This is a genomic window from Agrobacterium sp. SUL3 (assembly GCF_001263295.1).
Classification (GTDB): domain Bacteria; phylum Pseudomonadota; class Alphaproteobacteria; order Rhizobiales; family Rhizobiaceae; genus Agrobacterium; species Agrobacterium tomkonis.
Map to the genome: position 1 here is coordinate 1 of NZ_KQ414516.1, position 16,076 is coordinate 16,076.

The following is a 16,076-nucleotide window of genomic DNA, read 5'->3' on the forward strand; positions in this document are numbered from 1 at the left end:
TCCGGGCTAACCGCTTCAATCCAAACAACTTCAAATTCCCTTAGCGTGTATTAATGTAGAAATGCCCACGGAGCCCCATCTAGCGGACCTTGAGCATTACCAACTCACCGACATAGGGATCTCGTCCGAACAACGACGCTGCGAATGCGCGAAATGGTTTTGGCGATAGTTCCGTGAAATTAAGCACCTTACGGATTACGCGATAAACGGCTCAAACTATCAAATGAAAAAATAGTAACAATGACTTTTGCAGCCATTTTCCTTGTTGTTCTAGCAGCTCTTGTTCACGCAACGTGGAACTTGCTGTCTAAACGTGCGTCATCTGTCGGCCCGACCTTTGTGTTCGCTTATAATTTCGTTGCGTGCGTTGCGTATGCACCTTGGGTCATTTACTTGATCGCGCGACAAACTATTCAATGGGACTGGTCAGTGGTTGGTTTTATTGTATGCAGCGGTTTGATCCATCTCGCCTATAGTTTGTCTCTTCAGCGTGGATATCAAAAGGCGGACTTCTCAGTCGTCTATCCCGTTGCTCGGGGAACTGGGCCAATGCTGTCAACTTTCGGTGCCATACTACTTCTTGGCGAGCGCCCTCCTATCCAGGTCATTGCCGGTCTCATGGCTGTTGTTGGCGGGATTGCGTTGATTGCAACGCAGGGCAGGCTCGAAGCTTTTCGTAAACCTGGAGGTCTGACCGGTATAAAGTGGGGAACGACAACTGGCGGACTAATTGCATCTTATACTGTGGTTGATGCCTATGCGGTGAAAGCCCTTGGAATAGCTCCCGTAGTATTGGACTGGTTTTCCAATCTTCTGCGTTTTTTTCTCCTCGCTCCACTGGTGATTGCTGATCCTGGCCGGGCTAGAGCCGCGATGCGCGGATACTGGCTGCTGGCAGTTGGCGTAGGACTGCTATCTCCGCTCTCCTATATTCTGATCCTAACCGCGCTAAATATGGGTGCCCCGCTCAGCATAGTGGCACCGATGCGCGAAATGTCCATGATGATCGGAGCTGTAATGGGGATGGTCATCCTACGCGAATCCGTTGGGCTGTGGCGTATTGTTGGATGTGCGGTTCTTGTCCTAGGTGTTGTTTTGCTGACGTCGTGAACCACAGTCGCCACGCAAGCTCTAGAGTGCTAACTCCACCGACATCCCTCGTTGTCGGGCCCCACTCTTTACAAGTACGTCATTCGTGCAAAAGCAGCGGAGTACGAACTTTCAAGAATCGGCTCCTCGCAGAGATCGCGAGTAGGGCTAGCTTGTAGCACGATGCTCGCGGTTGGTTTGGCCGACGCGGCTTGCCCGAGCTACCCCGTGTTCGACCAGGCAATCGATTATTTCGGCATAGTCAGCCGTTGCCTTCGCGTACATGCTGATGTTGGTGAAGCCCGGAATGGTGTTCACCTCGTTGACGACGAATGTCATATCCGGCGTCAGGTTGACACGCGCATGCTATCGCAGCCGAGAGCCCTGAACGCCAGGGCGGCCATGTCGCGCGTTCGCGCTTCCACCTGTGGCGGCGGCGCCGTCGGCACTTTGAGCGCAGCCCCGTCCTCATCGAGGTATTTTGCGTAATAGCTGTTGAACCCATGGGTTTCTGCCGAAGCGATCTCGCCGGGGATTTCAGCATTTGCTGAACATAACTCGTGGAGTGAAATAAGTTGACAAATTTCACCGGTTTGGCCATTTTCAGCAGATGCTGAAAACTATTAACGAAGTGAACGAGCTAGAGGACCAGGCGACTGAAGCGATCACCGCACTGTTGCACGCTGTCCCTTTCGTTCAGATGATGAAAGTCGAACAGGCGCCATCAAATTCTGGTTTCGACATTCTTGTTGAACTCAGTTGGGAAGGGCATAGCCGCTTTCTCGCCTGCGAAGTCAAAGCTCAAGGGCAGCCGCGGCATGTGCGCGCGGCGCTCCTTCAACTTCGCAAGACTGCGAAAATGTTTGATCCGCGGGCGATGCCGATCTTCATCGCACCATATATATCTCCCGAAGCGCAAGCGCTCTGCAATGAGTTTGAAGTAGGATATCTCGACCTGGTCGGAAATGCGCGGATCGTCTTCGATACCGTCTTTATCGAGCGTCGGGTCGACACGAAGCCGCCTGCCATTCAGCGAAGCCTGAAATCCATCTTCAAGCCAAAATCCGCGCAGGTTTTGAGAGTGCTCCTCCGCGATCCGGATCGCGCATGGCGCGTGGCGGATCTCGCCCACACCGCAGAGGTAAGTCTCGGACATGTCAGCAACGTTCGCAGCGAGCTGGTGGATCGGGAATGGGCAGAGGTCGCAGATGACGGCCTGCGGTTGTCGCGCCCCGACGCGCTGCTGGATGCCTGGCGCGACGCTTATGAACCACCGCCCGGCGAACGCATGGGCTTCTATACAACACTCCATGGCCAATCTCTGGAGGACGCGGCGCGGGGTGTTCTCAGCGTAAGGAGTGATGGGCGGAACGCGATTTTCGCATCCTTTTCGGCGGCGCATTGGCTGGCGCCTTACGGGCGGGTAGCGACCCAATATTTTTACGCGGATCCCGCCGGACTGACGGCCTTGCGCACTGCTCTCAAACTGTCACCCGCGACATCGGGGGCAAATATCGTGGTCACTGTTCTGAAGGACCATGGCCTATTCAATGACGCCACCGAGCCTGCTCCGGGAGTTGTCTGTACAAGCCCAGTACAAACTTATCTCGATCTTGCCGTATCAGGAGAGCGCGGCGCCGAGGCGGCTGAACACCTCAGACAGGACCTTCTTACATGGCAAAGATAGTCACGCCCGACCCGCAGTCCGCCGCAGACTACGAGGACCGCACGACAAAAGCTGTCAAAGGTGTCCTGGTTGAGATCGGGCAGATACTCGGCAGCTTCAAAGGAAAGTTCGCCGTGATCGGCGGTGCCGTTCCCTGGCTGCTTCTCGACAATGAGGACATGCCTCACGTTGGTACTCTTGATGTCGATCTTGGCCTGGATGCGGAAGCTCTCGGAGACGGCGAGTACGTGTCTCTGGTCGAGGCCTTGATGGGCCAGGGCTATAAGCAGCGTGAGGAGCTGCGGCGCTTCCAGCTCGTTCGCGAAGTACCGGTTGATGATGGTGGCGCGCCGATCGATATCGTCGTCGATTTCCTCATGCCCCGTGATGCGGAGATCGTCAAAAACCGTCCGCCGATCCTGAGCGATTTCGCTGTCCAGCGTGCCGACGGCGCGGATCTTGCCCTGCGTTTTTATCAGCTGGTCGCAATCACCGGCGATATGCCTGGCGGCGGCACCAATCGTGTCGAGGTCGCCGTCTGCTCTATTCCCGCATTGCTCGCCATGAAAGGCTACGCCCTCAACGGCCGCCACAAGCAGAAAGATGCCTACGATATCTATTACAGCATCAGAAACTATCCCGATGGGATCGAGGCCCTGGCTGAAGCCTGCAAACCTTTGCTCGAAGAAAAGAGCGGCGCACAAGGCTATCAATATATCGCCGACAAGTTCGACGCGCTGGATGGTTACGGCGCAACGAGTGTTCGAAAATTCGTCGCGGAGACGGATATCCTTGACGGCCGCACGCCTGAGCAATGGCAGCAGGACGCGTTCGGTCAAATCGACGCGTGGCTGCGCGCCCTTGGTTTGCGAGAATGACGTCGTTGAGGCGTTTGTGGGGCGAAATATAAAAAGACGATTGGGGGCAATGTGGGAAATTCAGGATCGCGGTGGCTTCGATGGGAGCCACATATTCATGCACCGGGGACTGTGCTCAATGATCAGTTCAATGGCTCCGACAGCTGGGAGCAATACCTCGCCAAGATAGAGGCGGCGACGCCTGCAATTCGCGCGCTTGGCGTGACCGACTACTATCTGCTCGACACATATGAACGCGTCCGTGAGGCGAAAGCTGGCGGCCGGCTCCCCGGTGTCGACCTGGTGTTCCCAAATGTGGAGCTGCGTCTCGCTTTCGGAACCGTCAAGGGCAATTGGGTCAACTGTCATCTTCTCGTCAACCCGAAGGATCCGGATCACGTAGGAGCGACACAGCGTTTTCTCGCGCAGCTGACGTTCGAATATTCTGGCGATCGATTCACATGCACGCCCGACGAACTCATGCGCCTGGGATCGAAAATCGATCCCACTCTTTCGGGACGGGCCGCGCTCGCGCGCGGTGCGACCCAGTTCAAAGTCAGCTTCGAACAGTTAAGCGAGCTCTACCGCGCCATCGACTGGGCCAGGAACAACATCCTCATCGCGGTCGCGGGCAGCGAACATGACGGTACCTCCGGCATGCGAGGCGAATCCGAAGGCGCGCAGCGGCAGGAAGTGGAAAGGTTCGCTCACATCATCTTCGCGAGCAGCGCCAGCCAACGCGATTTCTGGCTCGGTCGCAAAAGCAGCGCAACTCCCGATGAAATTCGCGCCCGCTATGGTGCGCTCAAACCGTGTCTTCACGGCAGCGACGCCCATGAAACAGCAAAGATCGGCGCGCCTGACGGCGACCGCTATTCCTGGGTGAAAGGGGGGGCGCATTTCGACTCGCTCCGTCAGGCGGTCATCGATCCGGCCGGGCGGGCGTTCGTCGGAGCAGCACCCCCGATCCGCGCCACGCCCTCGCAGGTCATCTCCCGCGTTTCGATCCTTAACGCCCCCTGGGCTGCAACACCCATCATCGAGCTTAATCCCGGGCTTGTGGCAATCATCGGCGCGCGTGGATCCGGAAAGACGGCGCTTGCCGACGCAATCGCCGCCGGCTGCGACGCAGCCTCCGAACATCTCAGTCCGGCCTCGTTTCTCGTGCGCGCGGGCAATTTGCTGGAGGGAGCCAGTGTCCGGCTGGATTGGGGCAGCGGCGATCCATCCGAGCGCAAACTGCTCGATTACGAATACGATGCCGATCTGGATGGCCGGTTCCCGCGAGCACGCTATCTTTCACAGAAGTTTGTCGAGGAACTTTGCTCGGCCGACGGTATGACAGACGCCCTGCTCGGTGAAATCGAACGGGTCATTTTCGAGGCTCACCCTGAAAAGGACGGAACTTTCCGTTTCGATCAGTTACTGGAACTCCGTGCCACCCGCTTTCGTCTTGCGCGCCAGCGCGAAGAGGAGGCGATTGCCACACTTTCAAACCAGATTGGACTGGAACGGGAAAAGCGGCGCCAAATTCCGGGCCTCACCCAGCAGATCGCCCAGAAGGAGCAGATCGTCAAAGGGCTGGAGACGGATCGAGACAAGCTGATTGTCAAAGGGAGCGAAGTTCGGGCCGAGCGGCTCACTGTCATTGCCAACGCGGCTGAGAAGGTGCGTTCTTTCGTGCGGTTCTTTACGAACCAGGAAACTACGCTTCTCGCGTTGCAAGACGAGGTGAAGGCCTTTCGCCAGAACAAGGCGCCGGAGGCTCTGCGTCAAACCAAGTCAAGCTTCGTCGCTGCGCGGCTCGAAGATTCCGACTGGCAGGACTTCCTGCTGGAATATCACGGTAATGTCGATGCCGCTCTTGCGGCAAAGCTCAAAACCGCACGCGCGAATGCAGCAGGCTGGCGGGGTTCGGCTCCTGCGCCTCTCTCTGACCCCAACCTGTCCTACCTCGCGGACGATGCCGATCCGGAAAAGACCACACTTGCTGTGCTCGAGGCAGAATCGGCGCGTCTGCAAGGATTGATCAATATTGATACCGAGACCGCGAACAAGTTTGGCGCTTTGGTCAGGCGCATCGCAGAAGAGAACACCCAGATCGAGACCACACGCACGACGCTTGCCGATTGCCAAGGGGCATCCGAGCGGATGGCAAGCCTCAGCAAGCAACGGCGCGAAACCTATCTTCGTGTGTTCGAGTCGATTATCGCCGAGGAACAGGTTCTGCGCGATCTCTACAGACCTTTGGTGGATAGATTGCAGGCAGCCAAGGGCACGTTGCAGAAGCTGTCATTCTCAGCTTCCCGGCACGCCGATGTGAAACAATGGGCTTTACTTGGCGAGAAACTTTTCGATCTGCGGCGCGCGGGCGACTTCAAGGGCAAGGGCTCGCTAGAGCAATGGGCCAACACTCACCTGCGAAAGGCTTGGGAAACAGGCGATGTCCCTGCCATAGACACGGCCATTCAGCATTTCACCGACGCCTGGCAGGAAGAGCTCCTCGCTGTCGCCAATGTGGCGAGCAATGATCAGGCGGCTTATCGAAGCTGGTTGGTGCGCTTTGCCAAATGGCTGTTTGGTACCGAGCATATCCAGATCGAGTACAGCATCGACTACGAGGGTACGGACATTACCAAACTCTCGCCCGGTACCCGTGGGATCGTCCTGCTCTTGCTCTACCTTGCGCTCGATGAGAGCGATCACCGGCCCTTGATCATTGATCAGCCGGAGGAGAACCTCGATCCGAAATCGATTTTTGACGAGCTTGTCAGCCTGTTTGTGACTGCCAAGGCCAAACGGCAGGTCATAATGGTGACCCACAACGCTAATCTTGTGATCAACACCGACGCAGATCAGATCATCGTTGCGAACGCTGGACCGCACGGGCCTGGCGAGTTGCCCCCGATCACTTATTTTTCCGGCGGCATGGAGGACGCCGATATGCGCCAGCAGGTGTGCGACATCCTTGAGGGAGGGGAGGAGGCGTTCAAGGAACGAGCTCGACGCCTGAGGGTGAGGCTGGAGCGTTAGTTTATTCATCCGTCTGCACGGGTGGTGGCATCCTGAGCCATGCTCAGTCTCTCCGAGCGGCAATGACGCACTCCGAGGCGCGGGAGTTCGGCCCGGGAAATCGAGGATTAGATCCCATCAAACCTGCGCCAAGCCTCTAATCCGGACCGGCATTTTGATAGGGATAGACCGGCTCCGCCGACTAACTCGACAACAAGAAGCCAGCGAGTACCTCGTTGAAACGGTCTGGCGCCTCGATAAAGGAAAAGTGCGCCCCACCTTCATTCTCGTCGAAGATGATCAGCTTTGATCCCGCGATCTGACTGTGAATCCACTTCTGCGAGCGAGCGTCGACATGACTGACACGGCCTCCCACGATGAGCGTTGGCCGGTCGATCCGGGTAAGAATATCACTCCAGTCGATTGAGCAGTGATTGACGAAAAGGCTAGCGGCAAGCCGGGGATCCACCCTGAGGTTCTCCGCCAGCAGCCAATCCTTTAGCTCTGTCGGGATTTGTTTGGTCACCATTGAGTCGAGAAAGGCGCTTCGTGTTGCATGGCCATCGGCGCCCATGATTTGCTCAGCAATTGAAAGCATGGTGGCGCTGTCAAAAAGGGCACCCGCATTGACCACATCCTCTTCGCTCATTCCGGGCTGGCGCATCACAGACGCCGGTTCATCAACGAAGACCAGGCGGTCAATCTGCCTGGTGCCGCACAGGTCGATCATTGCCCAGGCCACAGAGGCTCCCATCGACCACCCGACAATGTCAGCGCGTTCGATTTGCTCATGCTGCATCAGTTCCTGTACGTCGCGGGCGAACCGATAGATCCGATAACCATGCGTCGCATCGGGGGATTGACCATGCCCACGAAAGTCGAGTGCGATGACGCGCCGACTTTTTGATAGATGGACGATCTGATGCCGGAACATTGCCGCCGACTGCGACCAGCCGGGCAACAGGATCAGTGCTTTGCCTGATCCCTCATCGGTATAGGCGAGTGTTGCCCCGTCCGAGGTCTCGAATGTCTTCTTCATATGGTGTTCTCCTCCTTACATTCTTCATCAATTCGCCATTGCTTTTCTGCCGCCTCCCGCGGTTCAGACAATGACGCATCAGTATCGCATGAAGCCTCCGTCGACATTGAGCGTCACGCCCGTGATGAAGCCGGCGGCCGGCGAGACAAGGAAAGCAGTCGCTTCGGCTATGTCGTCAGGTCGCCCTGTCCGGCCAACAGGAATTGCGGCAACGATGTCTTCTCGCTGCTTGTCCGTTAGTGACGAAGTCAGATCTGTGTCGGTGAGGCCGGGGCAGATTGTGTTGCACGTCACATTAAAAGGACCGGCTTCTCGAGCGATACCCTTGCTGAATGCGATCACGGCACCCTTCGCTGCGGCATAGCAGCTGTTGCCCAGCAGACCTCCCCCTTGCTGGCCGGCCACGGAGGCGATGTTAACGATGCGGCCCCAATGCGAGGCGGCCATATGAGGAAGGAAGGACTTCGTCAGGAGAAAGACCGCGGTCAGATCAATAGCGATCAACCGCTGGAATTCAGCAAGTTCTATATCTTCAACTGGACCCGTCGAGACGATACCGGCATTGTTTACCAGTATATCTATCCCCGAAAACCGAGTCACCGTTTCACATGCCATTTGAAGGACGTGCGTGGGATCGGCAAGATCAACATTCATGAAGGTGGCGGCATCATCGCGCTTGGCAAGATCGCGGACCGTACGTTCGCCGGCGTCACGGTCGATGTCCCAGATGACGACGTGAGCACCGCGCCCCGCTAGTCGGTCAGCAATTGCAAGACCTATGCCGTGTGCAGCCCCCGTGACCAAGGCCACACGGCCTGTCATGTCCCGTTGCATAGTCCCCCCGTTGCCGATAGCATTTCGGCAGTGTCTCCCTGATGAGGAGACTAGATTTCCTATCGGGAAGGTGCAAACGACTTGTCCTTGCCCTTTCGTTAAGCGGAGCTTCACCGATGTCGCGGCTGGGCGTACCCTTGAGCAGCCTGGAGATTTTCGCCGAAGCTGGACAGGCATGTTCATTCAAGCGTGCGGCGGAGCGGCTTGCGCTATCGACAAGCGCTGTCAGTCAGGCCGTCAGAAAGCTGGAGGAGCGCCTGGATCGCCGTCTGTTCGATCGTGTTGGCAATCAGTTGAAACTGACGCCAGAGGGGGTAAAACTGCTCAAACATGTGGCGGCGGGGTTCGATGAAATGCGTGCGGGGCTCAGTACCATTGCCAACAGCCGAGACGATCCGATTTCGATCTGCAGCCCGCCGGGAATTGCAAGTCAGCTCCTACCCGTCGTCGTCCAATCGCTTCTGGCTTCCCATGAGCGTGACATTCGCCTGCTTGCGGATGAGGCGCCTAACTTTCGCTCCTATCGTGACTTTGATGTCGCGGTCCTCTACGGCGAGGCGGCAGCAAGTCTACACGATCTGGAATCGCTTGGACCAGACGTGTTCGCGCCGGTGTGTGCCCCGCAGGTGAAGCACGGTCTTAAGACCGCGGGAGACCTTGCAAACTTGCCCCTGATCGTCAATGAGACCAACGCGGTCACCTGGGTCGAATGGCTTGATCTGAACAATGTCTCCCTACCGCAGGCGAACTGGTTGCGCTTCAATCGCGCCTCACAGATCATACCGGCTGTACTTTCCGGACTCGGAGTGGCGCTTGAGTCACTTCGGGTATTCGCGCCTCAGCTTGAGCGTGGCGAACTTGTGCTTTGCGATCTTCCCGGCAGCAAGGCAATCTCCCGCGAACTCACCTTCCTGCATGTCACGACCAAACCCGCTCGAGTTGAACGGGCAACAAGGGTCGCGGATCTCGTGCGTTGTGAGTGCAAGACGGCCCCTGACGGGCGTCGGATCGCTTGGGATAAGCTTTAACTAAGCGGCCATCCGCGCAATTGCTCTGGAGTCATTAACTGCGCGTCAGATCGTCATGACCGAATAAGAGGTCGCCGATTTGAATCTTCTCAAGGCGACAGGGGGATCGTCCTGCTCTCGCTCTACCTTGCGCTCGATGAAAGCTATCACCGGCCCTTAATCATCGATCAAGGCCGACGCGCAAATGTCGCTCATAGGGGACGACTACAGCAAGACGCGGGTGGGAGTAGGTGAGTGCGCCAACAGTCCGAATGGTCTCGGGGGCATTTGCATGGCTGGCGTCAAAGTCACACCAGAGGCGATACCTGCATACTATGTGAAGTTAGGTCTCTCCAAATCAGATCCCAGAAGAGTTGGCCATTAGATGATATAAACAATGCCATCTCCGGCGTTACCAGCGGAGATGGTGGTTTCACCAGCTATCTTGTAGAAATTTGATTCTAGAGAGCCGGGTTAACGCGTTAGGTTCACCCGCTCTCGGCCGTCAAACGGCAGCGAGCGGGTACAGCGCTCCTGACAACGGTGCTTTCCGCCTCCGTTAGTCAACGTGTGGGAACATCAAAACCAGATCAACACCAAATCAACACAGGCCAACTTTCAGAGCTGAATCCATTTGGCTTTCAAGTTTTCGTATTTGTCGAATGCGTGCAGGGAGCGGTCCGAGCCGTTGCCAGATTGCCGGACACCGCCCAGCGGAGCGGTGATATCTGCGCCGGAGTAACAGTTGATTTGAACAACGCCGGACTTGATTCTGCTTGACACCAGGTGTGCCCTCGACAGATCACGGGTCCAGAGTACCGAAGAGAGACCGAAGACAGTCTCATTCGCAATGGCTATCGCGTCATCTTCCGTATCGAACGAACGCGCAGCAAGCACGGGCCCGAAAATCTCTTCCTGCACGACATCCATGTTGGCGGTGACGTCGGTCAGGATCGTGGGTTCGTGATAGAAGCCGCCGCTTTCGGCATGAAGTTGGTGGCCTCCATGGTAGACGACGGCACCCTGTTGCGTGGCCTGGGCAATCGCAGTCTTCGTTTTTGCAAGCTGGGCAGCATTGGCCAGCGCGCCCGTTGTGAAGGCCAACGAAAGTGGGTCGCCGATACGCATCGCCTCAGCTTCGGCCCGTACGGCGTTCATGAAGTCCTTGTAGATGGATCGTTCGATCGCAAGACGCGACGCAGCCACGCAGACCTGACCATTGTTGCGAAAGATGGAAGCTGCCGTCTCTTTAGCCGCGCGTGCGAGGTCCGGCGCATCGGCGAAGACGAGATTGGGAGATTTACCACCTAGCTCGAGATAGACCCGTTTCAGGTTGGAGCGCGCCGAATACTCAAGAAGGAGACGTCCGACAGCACCGGAGCCTGTGAATGCGAGCACATCTACATCCATGTGCAGTCCGAGAGCCTGGCCAACGACGGCGCCGCGTCCGTTGATTGCGTTTAAAACGCCAGGCGGCATGCCCGCCTCAGTCGCAAGTTGGATGACCCGCAAGATGGATAGGCTCGCCTCCTCGGAAGGCTTGACGACGACACTGTTACCGGCGGCCAGGGCCGGGGCCAGTTTCCAGCTACCGATCATCAAGGGGAAGTTCCAAGGGATGATCACGCCAACCACCCCAACCGGCTCTCGACTGATCAGCGACAACACGTCGTCACGCGTTGGCGTTATCTCCCCATTCCGCTTGTCGATCGCTTCCGCGTAGAACCGGATCGTGTCCGCGGCCGACTGTGGATCTCCCTTCAAGGCCATACGAATTTCGGTGCCGTTGTCTCGAGCCCCGAGGACCGCTATTTCGAGCGCATGCCGGTCGATCAGATCCGCCCACCTGAGCAGGATCTTCTTGCGGTCCTTCGGCGCCATGCGCGACCAATGGCCCGCCTCGAAGCTGCGCCGGGCGGCAGCCACCGCCCGGTTTACGTCTTCGCTCCCCGACGCCGCGAGAACTGTCAATTGTTTCCCATCGATCGGGCTGATTATTGGCATTTCCTCACCGTTTGCAGCGGCGACTGCCTGGTTGTCGATGAAGTTCAGGCCCATGGGTGCTGGCAAGTACCGCAACGCATCAATGGTTGACTGGTTAAGGCTCATCAGCGCCACTCCTCACCGACGGGCTGAAGGACGCCCGGTCCGCTAAAGGCACTCGCAATACCCAACTCTTTCAGGGCGGCATTAAAGGCATCTCTTGGACGCATGACATCGAGATGCAATGCCCGCAAGCCGACATCGAGCCCTCCGCGGACATTACGCATCTGGTCATCGATAAAAACACACTCGTCCGCCCGCAATTCCAGATCGTCAAGACACGACTGATACGCTTTCGGGTCGGGCTTGAGAACGTGGGTGTAGGTTGCGTCGCTGATGATATCGAAATGCTCCAGAAACTTGAGCGACTTGCGCAACTCAACGCCGAAGAAAAGATCAAGCTCGTTGGACAGGATCGCGAGCTTTTTCCCAGCAGCCTTCAGAACGCCGATCAGCGGCTCAATTTCCGGACGAATGATTTCATGGATGTCTCTGCCTCGCGCGCGCATGACAAACTGAGCCATCTGCGTCCAGTTTTCTCCCAGGAGCGCGCCGGTCTCGCGCGTCCGGGCCAGCCAGTAGTCGCGCTCCGTGATTTCGTCGCGCTGCATGGATTGCCAGAGCGGATCGCCGTCCGGATCGAAAGGCCCCATCCAAGTGAGGCTACCTTCGGCCAGGCCCAAATTGCGCTCGGAAGAACGGTGTGTCTCGAACATCGTCAGCGTTACAACGCTGCCAAAATCCAGGATAAGAGCTTTTGCGTCCTCCGGCATTTCAATACTCCGCCCATGAATCGATTGCCTGTTCCTTGGCCAGACCGGGATACAATCTTTCCAGCATGTCATAGGAAGCCTTCACCTCATCTGCACCTGCGATCAACTCTGTGACTTCGACCGGGCGATCATAAGCTGAGCCCTTGCTTTGGAACTTTCGGTCGACACTGAGGATTTCGCAGTTGCGGAAGCGTAGGAGCCGGTCGAAGACCGTTCTGTAGATCTCAGGATCGTATTCCCGGTCGCGCTCGATCAGATCCGGCACGCCCTGCCACCGGTTATGCAACTGTCGCGCGGCAAGCCATTCACCCTCGACAATATGGATGGGCGCATCCTTCGTCTCCTGTTCGTTGCGCGGATTGGCAAAGGTTATCGCGCGCTGGCTCGTGATCACATTACGCATTTCGCGCGTGGGAACTGGTACGAAAAAAAGTGCGGTTTGCGAGGTCAGTATCTGTTCCGCCTGGTCATCGTTTTTTTGCAGCAACTCGACAAATCGGCCTCCGACGACTGGCAATTCCCCTATCAAAATGTCGCGCTGCTCCGGATGATCCTTCACCCATCGCTCGATTCCCCGTCGGACCCAGATGCCGACGGCCTTGCGGACTCCGGGGTGGGTGATGTGGTCTTTTTCGGGATACTTGTCGAGCCAGGCGCCCGTTTCAAATGCACGACGAGCGGCATCCCACTGCATCGAGTGAACCTTGCGTCCGGCTTCATGGGCAAGGATCGTAAGCTGCTGGAACAACAGGCTCTTACCAGAGCTCGGCAGACCAGCCATGAATATGATCTTGCGGGAAGAGACAGCCTTGCGGAAACGCGCGCCGATCGGATCGTCGGCTGGAATAACACATGTTTCGCTCACGAAACCCACCTCAACGGAACTGATCGACACTGGGCATGTCGCCGACAGTGACTTCTATGACGGTCGGCACGTCCGTCGTTGCAATGGCGCGGCGCAGTGCAAGTCGAACCCCTTCTGGCGATTCAGTTCGGATCGCTTGCGCGCCAAAGCTTTCAGACATTCGGCAGAAATCCGGGTTGTGGAGATCAGTGGCTATGACCCGTCCACCGTAGTCGTTAATCTGCATCTGCTGAACATTGCCAAAACGGTTGTTGTTGAAAAGCAGAATGATTAGCGGAATCTTGTGCTGGACGGCGGTGGCCAGTTCCTGCACGGCAAACATGAACCCTCCGTCACCAGTGACCGAAACGACGGGAACGTCTGGTTTTGCCACCTTGACACCGAGCGCGGTCGGGAAGCCGTAGCCAAGTGTTCCCTGATAGCCGGTCGAAATATAGCTACGGGGTTTATAGACTGGATAAACGATCCGGCTGGCGAAGCCGACCTGGGTCAATTCGTCGACGAAAATGCCATCCTCGCCAATCTCCTCGCGGACGATTTTCAGATAGCTGAGCTGCGGTTCCAGGACCGCGGAACGCTTCACCCAGGCGCCCTTAACCTCCAGCAATTCAGCCTCGCGCGAGGCGCGCACCGTGTTGTGGCGTTCGAGCTTCTCCAGAAGATGCGGCAATGCCACTTCCGCGCGCGCTGTGATCTCGCATTTTGGTGTGAAGAACTTCCGATGACTCGTCGGGTCGACGTCGATACGGATAATGTCAGGCTTGTGTGTCTTGAGCCATTTGCGCGCGGGGACACGCATGTTGCTGCCGATCGCCAAGACCACGTCCGCTTTTTTCCAGAGCTCCCTGGCAGCCGGCTGGTGTAGCGAGAGATAGCTGCGTGCATCCACCACACCCATGCCCGTACGATAACCGACGACAGGCGCCTGCAAAGCCTCAGCCAGTTGACGGACCAGGTCACTCGCCCCTTGCGCGCCACCCCCAACGAAGATCAACGGGGATGCAGAGCCTCCAAGCAGCTTGGCCGCCTCTTCGACAGCATCTTCATCGAGTGGGGGATCATAGGACGGCAGCACATCGAATTGCGGGTTTGCAGGGCCCTTGCCCGCCAGCACATCCATCGGAATTTCAAGGCCAACGGGCCTCGGCCTTCCCGACAGCATCTGCCGGAACGCCTCGCCGATCAGGGCGGGAACCTCCGATGGGCTGTTCGCCCGATCTGCCCATTTGGTCAGCGAACGCAGGATCATGAGCTGATCGTTGATCTCGTGCAGCTCGCCCCAGTCCTTGCCGATGGAGTGCGAGTTGATTTGTCCAGTCAGGCACATCAATTTCGCATTCAGCGCGTAAGCAGTCGACATCGCCGCTGTCGCATTGAGGAGGCCTGGGCCCGGCACGACGTTGAAGACTGTCGGACTGTCGCTGGCCAGCGCGTGGCCGAGCCCCATATACGCCGCTCCCTGCTCGTGCCGTGTATGGATAATGCGGAACTTCTCTCGGTGGTCATAAAACGCATTATAGAGCCAGTCGTTCTGCACTCCGGGCAAACCAAAGACAGTTTTCACTCCGAGATTGTGCAGCGAGAGAACAGCTGCTTCACCGCCCGTCATGGTTTTCATCATCTCTCAGCTCTCCAGGATCGCGGTGATTGCGGCCAACAGGCGTGTATTGTCGTCCGGTGTTCCGATTGTGATGCGGATGTGATGCGGCAGGTAGAAGGCGGGACGCACCATGACGCCATGTTTGACCAGGGCTGCCGTCAGTTCTTCAGCGTCATAGCCTTGCGGACAGCGGACCATCACAAAGTTCGCCTGGCTCGGAGTTATCTCCAGTCCCATTTTTGCAAGTTTTTCGAGAAGACGCCCGCGTTCCGCATGGTTGTTGTCGACGGTACGCTGCAGATGGTCGACATCGTTCAGCGCGGCCTTGGCCGCCTCCGTGCCGGCAGTACCAAGATGAAAACTGCGCTTCAACTTCTGTACCTTTTCCGCAATCCGCGCCGGCGCTATGCCATAGCCAAGGCGCATGCCCGCCAGGCCATAGGCCTTTGAGAAGCTGTGGACGATCACGATATTCCGATCCTCCAGAACATGCCGGATGGCATCGGGAAGCCCCGCTTCTGTCGCGAACTGATAGTAGACCTCGTCGTAGATCAAGGTGACATGGGATGGCAGCCGATCGAGAACTGCCGTCAGCACATCTTCGCCAAACCATGTTCCGGTAGGATTGTTCGGATTGCACAGATAGACCAACCGGGTCTCTTGCGTGACCGCTGCAATGATCCCATCGACATCCGGACTGAAATCAGGTGTGATGAGCGGTACCTTGTCGATCGCACACTGCTTGTTGGAAAGTGATTGCGAATAGGCGCCGAAGCACGGCGGACAAATGATCGCGCGTTCTCCGGCACGAATGAGGGCATCTTCGACAAACGAAAGGACTTCGACACCGCTGTTGGCCGAGAAAAACCGGTTCTTCCCGAGACCCCGGCCATGAAAGGCTGCAAGGGCTTCGCATAGCTTGCCATCCGTGCGTTCAGGGTAGTGGTTCGCCGATGCCATGGCCGCTTGTGCTGCGGACACAGCTTTGGGCGAAGGGCCGAAAGGATTTTCGTTTGACGAAAGCTTGGTAATCGCAAGTCCTTCTGCGAGTCCCTTTACTTCGTTAATTGACAAACCAGCCTTGTATTCCATGGGGACCTCTCAGCGCTCAGATCGTTTCCGGCATTGGGTGGCAAAGTGACGCCTTGCAAACCACCGCACTGGAAATCGTGTTAGCACTTTTCTGAGTGGCCTACTGTCACCCGTTTCGGACGACAATGGCGCCGAGCGCCTGTACGCCGCGCGGGTTAACCGCGGCTGTGGCAACCGGATTGGCCCTCCCATTGATAAC

The 16,076-nt window shown here is 57.2% G+C and carries 12 protein-coding genes and 2 pseudogenes; 6 read left to right on the top strand and 8 right to left on the bottom strand.

What is annotated here, in order from left to right; genetic code table 11:
- Positions 1-240: 240 nt before the first annotated feature.
- Positions 241-1,110: an EamA family transporter gene (locus AKG12_RS23885; protein WP_052820700.1), complete on the top strand. Its 870-nt coding sequence runs from the start codon at positions 241-243 to the stop codon at positions 1,108-1,110.
- Between the two features lie 147 nt (positions 1,111-1,257).
- Here the strand turns inward: AKG12_RS23885 and AKG12_RS29660 are convergent.
- Positions 1,258-1,622, bottom strand: a pseudogene (locus tag AKG12_RS29660) (D-alanine--D-alanine ligase A); the annotation flags it as partial.
- A gap of 77 nt (positions 1,623-1,699) precedes the next feature.
- Here AKG12_RS29660 and AKG12_RS23890 point away from each other — a divergent pair.
- The 3 genes from AKG12_RS23890 to AKG12_RS23900 are packed head-to-tail and all read left to right on the top strand — an operon-like array spanning position 1,700 to position 6,645.
- A complete protein-coding gene (locus tag AKG12_RS23890; RefSeq protein ID WP_052820701.1) occupies positions 1,700-2,776 on the top strand; it encodes a type IV toxin-antitoxin system AbiEi family antitoxin in 1,077 nt (358 codons plus the stop codon).
- Positions 2,764-3,633 carry a nucleotidyl transferase AbiEii/AbiGii toxin family protein gene (locus tag AKG12_RS23895; protein ID WP_052820702.1) on the top strand — a complete coding sequence of 290 codons (870 nt, stop codon included), beginning with the start codon at positions 2,764-2,766 and terminating at the stop codon, positions 3,631-3,633. The genes AKG12_RS23890 and AKG12_RS23895 overlap by 13 nt, the downstream gene beginning before the upstream one ends.
- 51 nt (positions 3,634-3,684) lie before the next feature.
- Positions 3,685-6,645, top strand: coding sequence for a TrlF family AAA-like ATPase (locus tag AKG12_RS23900; RefSeq protein WP_052820703.1), 2,961 nt, complete (start codon positions 3,685-3,687; stop codon positions 6,643-6,645).
- A gap of 181 nt (positions 6,646-6,826) precedes the next feature.
- Here the strand turns inward: AKG12_RS23900 and AKG12_RS23905 are convergent, their stop codons facing one another.
- Positions 6,827-7,663, bottom strand: coding sequence for an alpha/beta fold hydrolase (locus tag AKG12_RS23905; protein ID WP_052820704.1), 837 nt, complete (start codon positions 7,661-7,663; stop codon positions 6,827-6,829).
- Between the two features lie 78 nt (positions 7,664-7,741).
- Positions 7,742-8,485, bottom strand: a complete 744-nt coding sequence (locus AKG12_RS29665) for an SDR family NAD(P)-dependent oxidoreductase (RefSeq protein ID WP_157952878.1) — start codon at positions 8,483-8,485, stop codon at positions 7,742-7,744.
- 128 nt (positions 8,486-8,613) lie between these two features.
- Here AKG12_RS29665 and AKG12_RS23920 point away from each other — a divergent pair, with 128 nt between their 5' ends.
- The gene (locus tag AKG12_RS23920) at positions 8,614-9,525 is read left to right on the top strand and encodes a LysR family transcriptional regulator (protein WP_052820707.1); all 912 of its coding nucleotides are present in this window, start codon (positions 8,614-8,616) and stop codon (positions 9,523-9,525) included.
- Between the two features lie 87 nt (positions 9,526-9,612).
- Positions 9,613-9,696, top strand: a pseudogene (locus AKG12_RS31435) (AAA family ATPase); the annotation flags it as partial.
- Positions 9,697-10,122: 426 nt separating this feature from the next.
- On the opposite strand, the gene AKG12_RS23925 reads toward AKG12_RS31435, so the two are convergent.
- Genes AKG12_RS23925 through AKG12_RS23945 form a run of 5 tightly spaced genes read right to left on the bottom strand, consistent with a single transcriptional unit; the run spans position 10,123 to position 15,877 of the window.
- The gene (locus AKG12_RS23925; protein WP_052820708.1) at positions 10,123-11,613 is read right to left on the bottom strand and encodes an aldehyde dehydrogenase family protein; all 1,491 of its coding nucleotides are present in this window, start codon (positions 11,611-11,613) and stop codon (positions 10,123-10,125) included.
- Entirely contained in the window at positions 11,613-12,320 is a 708-nt protein-coding gene (locus AKG12_RS23930) for an HAD-IA family hydrolase (protein ID WP_052820709.1), read from the bottom strand. The genes AKG12_RS23925 and AKG12_RS23930 overlap by 1 nt, the downstream gene beginning before the upstream one ends.
- 1 nt (position 12,321) lies before the next feature.
- Positions 12,322-13,185: a hypothetical protein gene (locus tag AKG12_RS23935; RefSeq protein WP_137039921.1), complete on the bottom strand. Its 864-nt coding sequence runs from the start codon at positions 13,183-13,185 to the stop codon at positions 12,322-12,324.
- Positions 13,186-13,195: 10 nt separating this feature from the next.
- The gene (locus AKG12_RS23940; protein WP_234899598.1) at positions 13,196-14,806 is read right to left on the bottom strand and encodes a thiamine pyrophosphate-dependent enzyme; all 1,611 of its coding nucleotides are present in this window, start codon (positions 14,804-14,806) and stop codon (positions 13,196-13,198) included.
- Positions 14,807-14,809: 3 nt separating this feature from the next.
- The gene (locus AKG12_RS23945; protein ID WP_052820711.1) at positions 14,810-15,877 is read right to left on the bottom strand and encodes a pyridoxal phosphate-dependent aminotransferase; all 1,068 of its coding nucleotides are present in this window, start codon (positions 15,875-15,877) and stop codon (positions 14,810-14,812) included.
- Between the last annotated feature and the right edge of the window lie 199 nt (positions 15,878-16,076).

Coding starts and splice junctions, on each gene's coding strand:
- AKG12_RS23925 (WP_052820708.1), bottom strand. CDS start 11,613: ATGAGCCTTAACCAGTCAACCATTGATGCGTTGCGGTACTTGCCAGCA.
- AKG12_RS23905 (WP_052820704.1), bottom strand. CDS start 7,663: ATGAAGAAGACATTCGAGACCTCGGACGGGGCAACACTCGCCTATACC.
- AKG12_RS23885 (WP_052820700.1), top strand. CDS start 241: ATGACTTTTGCAGCCATTTTCCTTGTTGTTCTAGCAGCTCTTGTTCAC.
- AKG12_RS23945 (WP_052820711.1), bottom strand. CDS start 15,877: ATGGAATACAAGGCTGGTTTGTCAATTAACGAAGTAAAGGGACTCGCA.
- AKG12_RS23930 (WP_052820709.1), bottom strand. CDS start 12,320: ATGCCGGAGGACGCAAAAGCTCTTATCCTGGATTTTGGCAGCGTTGTA.
- AKG12_RS23940 (WP_234899598.1), bottom strand. CDS start 14,806: ATGATGAAAACCATGACGGGCGGTGAAGCAGCTGTTCTCTCGCTGCAC.
- AKG12_RS23895 (WP_052820702.1), top strand. CDS start 2,764: ATGGCAAAGATAGTCACGCCCGACCCGCAGTCCGCCGCAGACTACGAG.
- AKG12_RS29665 (WP_157952878.1), bottom strand. CDS start 8,485: ATGACAGGCCGTGTGGCCTTGGTCACGGGGGCTGCACACGGCATAGGT.
- AKG12_RS23890 (WP_052820701.1), top strand. CDS start 1,700: ATGCTGAAAACTATTAACGAAGTGAACGAGCTAGAGGACCAGGCGACT.
- AKG12_RS23920 (WP_052820707.1), top strand. CDS start 8,614: ATGTCGCGGCTGGGCGTACCCTTGAGCAGCCTGGAGATTTTCGCCGAA.